The organism is Nocardia anocheti (assembly GCF_029675105.1).
Taxonomy (GTDB): Bacteria; Actinomycetota; Actinomycetes; order Mycobacteriales; family Mycobacteriaceae; genus Nocardia.
In genome coordinates this window covers 736,607-743,756 of sequence record NZ_JAQQFV010000003.1, presented here as the reverse complement: position 1 = coordinate 743,756, position 7,150 = coordinate 736,607, and the positions used below count along the sequence as shown (strand labels likewise).

Here is a 7,150-nt window from a genome sequence, read left to right as displayed (position 1 = left end):
CTTACTCACTTCGAGACAGAACCTAGCCGCTGACCCGCTGCCGGTAGGCGCGCTGCCGACAGCGCGGCGAGCAGTACTCGCGGCGGCGCCCACGCTTCGGCGGGGGAAGCTCACCACCGCAGGCGCGGCAGCACGGACCGTGCGTGGGCCCCGCACACCCGGACCCGGTGTGCGAGTGCGCGGGGGAGCGCCCGAGCGGGGTGTGGTCGAGGATCTCCTTGGCCAGGTACGGGCACTGGGTGATGGGGTCGTCGTCCGGGCAGCGGCGCAACCGGTCGAGGTAGTTCTTGGCGTGCTCGAGCTCGGTCACCTGTCGTTCGATGCGGTCGATCTGATCGGACAGCGTGCGCTGCCACTCCGCGTTGCCCGGCTGCCCGGAAGTGATCACCGCGGCCGCGGCTAGGGGCATCCGCCCGATCACGCAGCACAGATAGGCCAGCCCGATCCGGCTCAGCGCCTGCTCGTCGTAGACCCGCTGGTCGCTGGTGCGTGGCGGGGCGGGCAGCACGCCCTGCTTCTCCCACCACCGCAGGGTCGAGGCCGGGAGATCGTAGAGCGCCGAGACGTCCCCGATCGTGTACCCACGGCCCCGGTGCTCGTCGGCCATCGCCGCCCCTCCTCTTCGATCGACGCCCGCCCTTCCGCTCGCGCCCCGCGTGACGCTTGACATGAAGGGCACTTCAGCGGGCACGCTGGCGGCGACGCGGAGAACGCCTGTCCGGACCAGGATTCGGCGCCCCTGGAGGGAAGGTTGGCGATGACTGTTACGGACACGGTAACGCCGAGTCCGCCCGCTGTGCGAGCTACGCCCACCACCCCCGCGCGCCCGGCGTTGATCGGGCTCGGCGCGGCGGGGCGGATGTTGCGACCCGTGCGCCGCAACCTGGTGGCGTGCGCGGTGTTCTCGGCGGTCGGCGAGGCCGCGGGCCTGGCCCCGTATGTGGCGCTCGCCGAGATCGCCCGCGCGCTGTTCGACACACCGGCACCACGCGTGGATTCCACGGTGTGGGCATGGGTGGCCGTCGGCGCGGTGGGTGCGCTGGTGCGGGTGGTGCTGCTGGGGCTCTCGGTGCACGTCGGCCATCACGCCGACGCGAGAATGCTGCACCACCTGCGCGTCCGCATCGCCGGGCATCTGAGCGTGCTGCCGCTGGGCTGGTTCCGCGCGGCCGGGTCGGCGCAGGTGAAGAAGGCGATGACCGACGACCTCGAGGACATGCACCACCTGTTCGCCCACTCCCTGGGCGAGATCCTCGGCGCCGCCTCCGCGCTGGTTGTGGCCGCGGTGTACCTGCTCGCGGTCGACGTGCCGATGGGCCTGATCACCCTGGCGGTGCCGCTGGCGGCGCTGCTCGGCTACCGGTTCTCGATGCGGTCGATGCCCGGGCACATGGCGCGCCTGATCGCCGCGGAACGCCAGGTCAGTGTGTCGGCGGTCGAATACGGTGACGGCATCGCGGTGGCGAAGACCTTCGGCGCGGGCGGTCGGGTGCTGGATCGCTTCACCGGCGCCGTGGAGGAACAGCGGGCCGCGTTCCGGGTCTGGGTCGACGAGATCCGCTACAGCTCCGCGCTGTACCGCGTGCTCGGCTCGGAGGTGACCGCCGCGGCGGTGGTGCTCGCGGCCGGGTTGGCGTTCGTGCACGCCGGACGGCTGCCGGTGATCGATCTGGTGCCGTTCCTCGTCGTCGGCATCGGGCTGCCCACGTCGTCGATCCCGATGCTGCACGGGTCGATCGGCCTGCGCACCGCGCGTATGGCCGCGGGCCACATCGACAGCTTGCTGGCGACGCCGGGACTGCCGATCCCGGTGTCGGCTGATGTTCCCCGCGACGCCGGGATCGTGCTGGAGAAGGTGTCGTTCAGCTACGGTGGGACCTGCGAGGCGCTCGTCGACATCGACCTGGTCTGCCCGCCGGGCAGCGTGACCGCGCTGGTCGGACCGTCGGGGGCGGGCAAATCCACGCTGGCCGCGCTGCTGGCGCGCTTCCACGATGTCGACAGCGGCGCGGTGCGCGTCGGTGGCGTCGATGTGCGCGCGATGTCGTCGCGGACGCTGCTGTCCTCGCTGGCGCTGGTCTTCCAGGATGTCGTACTGCTGCGCGACACGGTCACCGAGAACATCCGCATCGGACGGCCGGAGGCCACCGACGAGCAGGTGCGCGCGGCCGCGCGGGCGGCGCGGGTGGACGAGGTGATCCGTCGACTGCCCGACGGCTACGACACCGTCCTGGACACCGCCGGAGTCGGCTTGTCCGGCGGAGAACGGCAGCGGCTCACCATCGCCCGCGCGATCTGCGCCGACGCGCCCATCGTCGTGCTCGACGAGGCCACCGCCGCGCTCGACCCCGACAGCGAGACCGCCGTGCAGCGGGCACTGGCCGAGCTCACCGCGGGCCGGACCGTCCTGGTGATCGCGCACCGCCTGCACACCATCGCCGCCGCCGACCAGATCGTCGTGCTCGACGGCGGAAGACTGGTCGAGCAGGGCACTTTCGCGACACTGACCGCCCGAGACGGGTTGTTCGCGCGGATGTGGCGCGCGCAGCGACCGAGGAGCCTGTGATGATTCGTCAGCTGTACCGCCTGTGGCCCTCCCCGGCGCCGATGCTCCGGTTCGTGAGTCTGCAAGCCGCGCTGGCCGTCGGCCAGGGTCTGCTGCTGGGCTGCCTGGTCCCGATCCTGGCCGCGTTGCTGCGGCCCGAGCCCGATTTCGCGGCGGCCTCCGGCTGGCTGTGGGCGGCCGGGATCGGCGTCGCGGTGTACTGGGCGCTCACCGTCGTGGTCACGCCCCTCGGGTTCGGTGCCAGCAGCGAACTCGGCGCCCAGTTGCGGCACCGGCTGATGCGGCATCTGACGACCCTGCCGCTGGGCTGGTTCACCGCCGCCAACAAGGGTGCCTTCGTGCGCACCGTGACCAACGAGGCGACGGCGATCTCGCGGATCTGCGTGGTGGTGGGCGGGCCAGTCATCACCTGTGTGCTCACCCCCGCCACCATCGCGGTGGTCACGGTGGTCGTGGACCGGCCGGTCGGGCTGCTGATGCTGGTCATCCTGCCCGTCGCGTTGCTCGTGGTGCGGCGCAACCGCCGGATCACCGCGGAGGTGGTCGCCGATATGGAGATCGACGCCCGTGAGATCGCCGCGCGCGCCCTGGAATTCGGTCAGGCGCAGCCGGTCCTGCGCGCCGCGGGCCGGGCCGACGCGAGCACCGGGCACATGCGCGACGCGCTCGACGGCCATCGACGCCGCTACGCGCACGGCCTGAACCGCCTGCTCGGCCCGGACCTGCTCTACGCGGGTGTGGTGCTGGCCGGATTCGTCGCCGTGCTCGTCGTGGGCGCGCAGCGCATCCTCACTGGGGCCCTGCCGGTGTCCACCGGTCTCGCGCTGCTCGTGCTGGCCGTGCGGTTCCTCGAACCCCTCGGCGCGCTGGCCGGACACGTCGGCGGGCTCGGCGCGCTCGACACCCGCCTGGCCTCGGTGCGGCGCGTGCTCGACAATCCGGCCCTGCCCACCCGCCACGCCCACCCGCTCCGCCGCGCCGCCGACGCCACCATCGAATTCGACGACGTCACCTACACCTACGGGGCGCCCGGGACACCACCCGCGCTGGCGGGCGTGAGCATGGTCTGCCCGGCGGGCACCACCACCGCGGTGGTCGGCCCGTCCGGCGCGGGTAAGACCACGCTCACCCGGCTCATCGCCCGCTTCTTCGATGTCGACGCGGGCGCGGTGCGGATCGGCGGTGTCGACGTGCGCGACTACGACCATTCGAGTCTGCTGGCGGACATCGCCATCGTCTTCCAGGACGTGTACCTGTTCGACACCACGATCGCCGAGAACCTGCGCCTGGCCCGCCCCGACGCCACCGACGACGAACTCGCCGCCGCCGCCCGCGCGGCCCGCCTCGACGAGGTGATCGAGCGGCTGCCGCACGGCTGGGACACCGTCGTCGGTGAGGCGGGCGCGGCACTGTCCGGCGGTGAGCGCCAACGGGTCTCGATCGCGCGAGCCCTGTTGAAACAGGCCCGGATCGTGCTCGTCGACGAACCCGCCTCGGCCCTGGACCCGGAGAACGAACACGCCGTGGCCGCGGCCATCACCGAACTCGCCGCCGACCCCGCGCGGACCGTGCTGGTCATCGCGCACCGACCCGCGACCATCGCCGACGCCGACCAGGTGGTGGCCGTGGAGGCGGGCCGGATCGTCGAGATCGGCGCACCCGCGGACCTGCGCACGACCGGCGGTGCGTTCGCCCGCATCTACGACCAGTTCGAAGAGGCCGGGTCCTGGCGGATCGGCGCGGCCACCACCGACCTGTCGGCGCCCCGCTGAGCGCGCCGATCGGCGACGCGGAAGGAGACGGAGATGGGCCGCGTAGGTTTCGATGTCATCGTGGTAGGGGCCCGCTGTGCCGGTTCGCCGATGGCGATGCTGTTGGCACGCAAGGGTTATCGGGTCCTGCTGCTCGATCGCGCCGAATTCCCGAGCGACACCCTCTCGACCCACCTGCTGCATCCGCCGGGGGTAACCGCGCTGCGACGCTGGGGGCTGCTGGAGCGGGTCGTGGCGTCGGGCTGCCCGCCGATCCACACCTACTCCTACGATTTCGGCACCCACATCGTGTCCGGCGCCCCCGGCCGGGAGGCCGAGCCGGTGGCCTACGCGCCGCGTCGGCATGTGCTCGATCACCTGCTGGTCGAGGCGGCCGCGCGGGCGGGTGCCGAGGTGCGCACGGGTTTCACGGTGGCGGCGATCCTCGTCGACGCCGACGGCCGGGTCACCGGAGTCCGGGGACGGACGCGCACCGGTCCCGAGGTCACCGAGCACGCCACGGTGGTCGTCGGCGCGGACGGGCAGCGGTCCACCGTCGCGGCGGCGGTGTCGGCCCGCCGCTACAACGAGCGCCCGCGCGCGATGTGCGGCTACTACCGCTATTACAGCGGTCTGGAGATGGATGGCGTCTTCGAGGCGTACACGCGCCCGTGGCGCGGCTTCGCGGCGGCGCCGACGCACGACGGGCTGACCATGGTCGTCTCCGGGTGGCCCTTCGCCGAAATGCACGCCCGGCGAGCCGATCTCGAGGGCAACTACCTCGCCGGATTCGAGCAGGCACCCCATTTCGCCGAACGCCTGCGCGCCGCGCGCCCCGAGACCCGCCTGCTCGGCACCTCCCTGCCCGGCTTCTTCCGCAAGCCCTTCGGCCCCGGCTGGGCGCTGGTCGGCGACGCCGGGTACACCAGGGATTTCATCACCGCGCAGGGCATCAGCGACGCCTTCGCCACCGCCCAGTGGTGCGCCGAGGCCCTGGACGACACCTTCACCGACCGGCGGCCCTTCGACACCGCGATGGCGGGCTACCAGGTACTGCGCGACCGGCGGGCTCTGCGGATCTACGACTTCACCGCCGATCTGGCGACCCTCGCACCGCCGGAGCCGGACTTCCTGCGCCTGCTCGACACCGTCTCCGGCGATCCGGCCGCGATGCGGGACTTCGTCCAGGTGAACTCCGGCCTGCTCGCCGCCGACGAGTTCTTCCTCAGGTACGGATCGATGGCACCGGCGCGGTGATCGACAGCGTGTGCCGGAAGACATCACGCGGATCCCACGCCGCCTTGACCTCCTGCAGGCGGCGATAGTTCGGGCCGTAGTAGATCTCGTGCCAGGCGACGCCGGAGGTGTTCCACGCCGGGTCGGCCAGATCGACATCGGCGTAGTTGATGTAGGCGCCGGTGGTGGTATCGCCCGGTACCGGGACTCCACCCGTCCCCGAATGCATCTCGCGATAGAACTCGCGAATCCAGCTCAGGTGCGTGTCGTCGTCGGCGGCGTCGTTCCACAGCACCATGTAGAACGTCTTGAGCAGCGCGCCACGGGGAATGGCTGTCGCGGTGGGCGCCACGGTGTTCACCCGTCCGCCGTAGGCGATGTATTCCAGCGCCGAATAGAAGCCCTGGTAGCCGTCGCGGGTGAGATGCCGGTAGGCGACGGCGAGTTGTTCGGGCGAGTGCGGTACCCGCAGATCCGCCGATTTCACCTTGCACCGCAGGGCCACCGCCGACAGTCCGGTGTCGGGGACGGCCAGATAGCGGGTCGCGGCCAGCCACGGCAGGGTCTGCCGTCGCACCGACGGGTCCAGGCGCAGTCCCCGGTGCAGGTAGGCGAGGAAGCGATCCATGCGGGCGTGCGCGTCGGGCGCGTTCTCGGGTAGGTGCGCGTGCAGAGCGATCCCGCCGCCCGAGCGGTGCATGCAGTTGAGCAGGGCGTAGAGGTCGATGTCCTCGGCGTCGGGGGCGCTGTTGGCCGCCTGCCATTCGAGGAAATTGCCGACCAACCGCACGAAGTCGGGCTCGTCGAGTTCGTCCCACGACCAGGCGAGTTGGGCGATGTGCAGGGCACCGGGCGGCCGGGGGAGCAGCGTGGCCGGATCGGTGCCCACGGCTTCGGGGATACGCAGCCAGTAGCGGGTGACGATGCCGAAATTGCCGCCCCCACCGCCGGTGTGCGCCCACCAGAGGTCCCGGTGCGGGTCGTCCTCGTCGCTGGTGGCCACCACGGTGGAGGCCCTCCTGTCGGCGTCGACGACCACCACCTCCACGGCGTGCAGATAGTCGACGCTGAGACCCAACTGTCGCGACAGGGGACCGTAACCGCCGCCGCTGAGGTGGCCGCCCGCGCCCACACCGGTGCAGAACCCGCACGGAATCGTCACCCCCCAGCCACGGAACAGCTCGTCGACGAGTTCGCCGACCGTGGCGCCCGACTCGATGACGAACGCGCGTCGCGGCGCGTCGAAGCCCACATGCCGCATCCGCGACAGATCGATGATCACCTCCACCTCGGGCGCGGCGACGAAATCCTCGCCGCAATGCCCGCCCGACCGCACCGTCAACCGTTTTCCGGCGGTCACCGCCTGCTGGACCGCGTCCTCGACCTCGCGGGTGGACTTCGGGAGCCGGAAATACTCCGGCTGCGCGATGAAACGATAGTTGTAAGCCCTGCACAGATCCGCATAGCGATTGTCGCCGGGTCGGATACGACCCTCGTCGGGTGCCGGTGCGGTGCCGTCGCCGCCATTGTCGCGATTCATCGGATGCTCGTCCTCTGCGTCGTTCGGAAACGGGAAATATCGGCGCGCGTGCCCTCG

General features: G+C 71.4%; 5 protein-coding genes. 3 read left to right on the top strand and 2 right to left on the bottom strand.

The features are described 5' to 3' along the window. Positions 1-22: 22 nt before the first annotated feature. Positions 23-607: a MerR family transcriptional regulator gene (locus tag QC180_RS10980; RefSeq protein WP_278262551.1), complete on the bottom strand. Its 585-nt coding sequence runs from the start codon at positions 605-607 to the stop codon at positions 23-25. A gap of 189 nt (positions 608-796) precedes the next feature. On the opposite strand from QC180_RS10980, the gene QC180_RS10975 reads away from it, so the two are divergent. From QC180_RS10975 to QC180_RS10965, 3 genes are read left to right on the top strand one after another with little or no spacing between them, the layout of a single operon-like run. After that, positions 797-2,566: an ABC transporter ATP-binding protein gene (locus QC180_RS10975; protein ID WP_278262550.1), complete on the top strand. Its 1,770-nt coding sequence runs from the start codon at positions 797-799 to the stop codon at positions 2,564-2,566. Further along, the gene (locus QC180_RS10970) at positions 2,566-4,338 is read left to right on the top strand and encodes an ABC transporter ATP-binding protein (protein ID WP_278262549.1); all 1,773 of its coding nucleotides are present in this window, start codon (positions 2,566-2,568) and stop codon (positions 4,336-4,338) included. The genes QC180_RS10975 and QC180_RS10970 overlap by 1 nt, the downstream gene beginning before the upstream one ends. Before the next feature lie 33 nt (positions 4,339-4,371). Beyond that, positions 4,372-5,574 (top strand): NAD(P)/FAD-dependent oxidoreductase, encoded by a 1,203-nt coding sequence (locus tag QC180_RS10965; protein ID WP_278262548.1) that lies wholly within the window; start codon positions 4,372-4,374, stop codon positions 5,572-5,574. Here QC180_RS10965 and QC180_RS10960 read toward each other — a convergent pair. Beyond that, entirely contained in the window at positions 5,543-7,093 is a 1,551-nt protein-coding gene (locus tag QC180_RS10960) for an FAD-binding oxidoreductase (protein ID WP_278262547.1), read from the bottom strand. The genes QC180_RS10965 and QC180_RS10960 overlap by 32 nt on opposite strands. Positions 7,094-7,150 lie beyond the last annotated feature (57 nt).